The sequence below is a fragment of the Thiohalocapsa sp. genome, from assembly GCF_019695415.1.
Taxonomy (GTDB): domain Bacteria; phylum Pseudomonadota; class Gammaproteobacteria; order Chromatiales; family Chromatiaceae; genus Thiohalocapsa.
In genome coordinates this window covers 1-2,485 of record NZ_JAIFKJ010000359.1, presented here as the reverse complement: position 1 = coordinate 2,485, position 2,485 = coordinate 1, and the positions used below count along the sequence as shown (strand labels likewise).

The 2,485-nt window shown below is 68.0% G+C and carries 1 protein-coding gene; it reads left to right on the top strand.

The window, feature by feature from the left end:
- The coding region (locus I6U14_RS10360; protein ID WP_296899081.1) for a hypothetical protein at positions 1–2,269 on the top strand (2,269 nt) is incomplete at its 5' end.
- Positions 2,270–2,485 lie beyond the last annotated feature (216 nt).

Below are 2,485 nucleotides of genomic sequence, written 5' to 3'. Positions count from 1 at the left end.
CCCATCGGCGGTGGCCGTGCCGGAGCGCGTGCTGCGGGGTGCTGCCTCCGGGGCCGCGGCGCTGAAGTGGGTGGGCGACCGGGGTGCCGGCGGACGCGGGTTGCCGGTACCCGTCCGGTGTGGCCTGGGCGACGGGGACGTTGCGCTGCTTCAGGTGCATGAGGGCACGGCCGAGAACACGGTCACCCTGCACAATCGCTATCGGGACGATGCACCGGTGGTGGAGCGGATCGGCCCCGAGCGCCTAGGCGCCGCCGGCCGCGGCGCCCGCGATGCGCTGCCGGCCGGCGCACCACGCTGGATCTCGCTCCGGGACAACCCCTATATCAGCGCGGCCGCCGGGGTTTCCGAGCTGCGACGCCGAGAGGACCGGGTGCTGACGGAAATGACCGATATCCCGGGCGCGCTCGGGCGCATACGACGCGCGTGGGATGATCCTGAGTCGCCCAATCGGCGCACGGCCGCAGCCTTGGCAGCCGCGCTGTTGACAAACGCGCCCAGCAGAGGCGGCGCTGAGCCCGGGGACGTACTGCCGCAACCGAATGGCATCGACCTGCTGCTGCTTGGCGTCGAGAACAGCCTTTTTCTGGCGCAGCGCTTTGCCGGCGATCTGGCCCGTGTGTTTCCGCAGCTCAGGGTCCAGGCCGTCGACGCGGTCGCGTTTTGCGAGGACCCCGATCAGCATGAGCTGGACACCGGCACTGTAACCCTGGCGCTCAGCCACTCCGGACAGACCTTCAATACCCTGGACGCGGTCAAGTTCGTCCGGGCGCTGCACGCACTCGGCAAAGCCGGGCCGGTTTTTGTCATGACCGGCGAAGTGGATACTCTGATGGGCGCCGCAGTCGGTCAGCGCGTGCATGCCGGCGCACCCTGGGAAGCGCGGGTGCTCGACACCTGTGCCGGTTGGCGGACGGCGGAGCCGGCAACGGTCAGCACCGCTGCAATGCATGCCACCCTCACCGAGCTGCTGCTGCATCTGATGCGATTGGCGCTGGCCCAGCGCGGCGATCATGCGCGGCCCTTCGGCCTCGCGGCGGATCAGAAGGACGTTGCACAGATCGACGCCCTGGCGCAGCTGGCGATCCCCCGCGCGGCGTCTTTGTTGGGGTGCACGGCCGAGGGCTGGCAGATCAAGACCGACGAGCGCGAGGCGTTGAGGCGGCAGGGCAGCTACATGGCCCGCATGATCACGGAGCCCGCCTTGGTGTTCCTGTTCACCGCGGTGCACCTGTTCGCGATGCTCTGGCTCGGCTGGAACCCCATGATCGGCCTGGACGCGCTGCTGGCCTCGACCACCGGCTTGGCCGTCTTCGATGCCGGGACCAGTGCCGGCAAGCTCCTGCTGGTGATTTTGCAGACGGCGTATTTCTTGTTCGCCGGCGTGGTGTTCGCGCTGCTGCTGCGCCTGGTGCAGCGCCGCCCGCTGTGGGACCGTGTTTATGTGGGCCGCACCCTGGTGATCGGCGACGATGCCTGGGTCAAGAACCTGCTGTCGCAATATGTCAGCAAGCTCTTCTCGCTGGCGTATGAGTTTGCCGGCTTCAACGCCATCCACGCGGCCGATGCGCGCACCGGCGATCTGCTGCACTCCTACGGTCATCGGGTGACGCGCGGACTGCTGCTCTTTCTCGGGCTGCCGGACGGCCGGTGGCCCGGCCGGGAGCGTGCCGAGGCCGCCGTGTGCATGACCTCCTGCCAAGTGCGGGGGATTCAGAATCTAGGCAGCGGCGCCATCGTCTTCGGCGTCGGCCACAATCCGGTCTGTGCCGAGAAAATCGACCGCTTCATGCTATTGGGGGACGATATGGCAGGCGGCCAAGCCCTACCTTGGGTACTGCGCGGGGACTGGTCGGCGCTCGCCCGCAAGCTGCAGGAGTCCCGCTTCGCGTCCTTCGAGCGCTTGCTCGCCGCCTACGTGGTATTCCATGCGGCCGCGGCGCGCACGCGCGATTTCACCAATCGCTTGGTCCCGCTTGCCAATCTGGCGTGGTCGCCGGTGTTCCTCGCCGTCAAGCTCCTCACGGCCGGGCGCGTGCGGCTGCGCTTCGGGCGCTGGGACCTGTCCCGCACACAGAGCGGCACCCGCATTGCCACCACGGCGGCGCCCGTCTCCTCCTACGACCGAGACCCAAAGGATTACCTGCCGCCGGCCGAGCGCTTCGGGAGCTTGTGCGCGCGGGATGCCTGTCCCCCGCATCTGGCCCCGGCACCCGCTCCGATGCTCGAGGCCGCCTTTGCACCGACATCGGCAAAGCGCCTCGCTTGAACCTAGAAGGAGCAGTCGAGCGCTTCGATGAGGATGCAAATGCTGGAGGCAATTGGGATTTCAGCAATGCTCTGAATGTCACCTGCTGGGTGAAGGCCGCTACGGCCGCCATGGCACGCCCCGCGCGGCACCTGGCTGCGTTACAACTCCTCGGAATAGAGCGACTATTCCTCGTCGTTGTGCCTTGCCAGGCACCCCGCGGGACGCACCCTGACG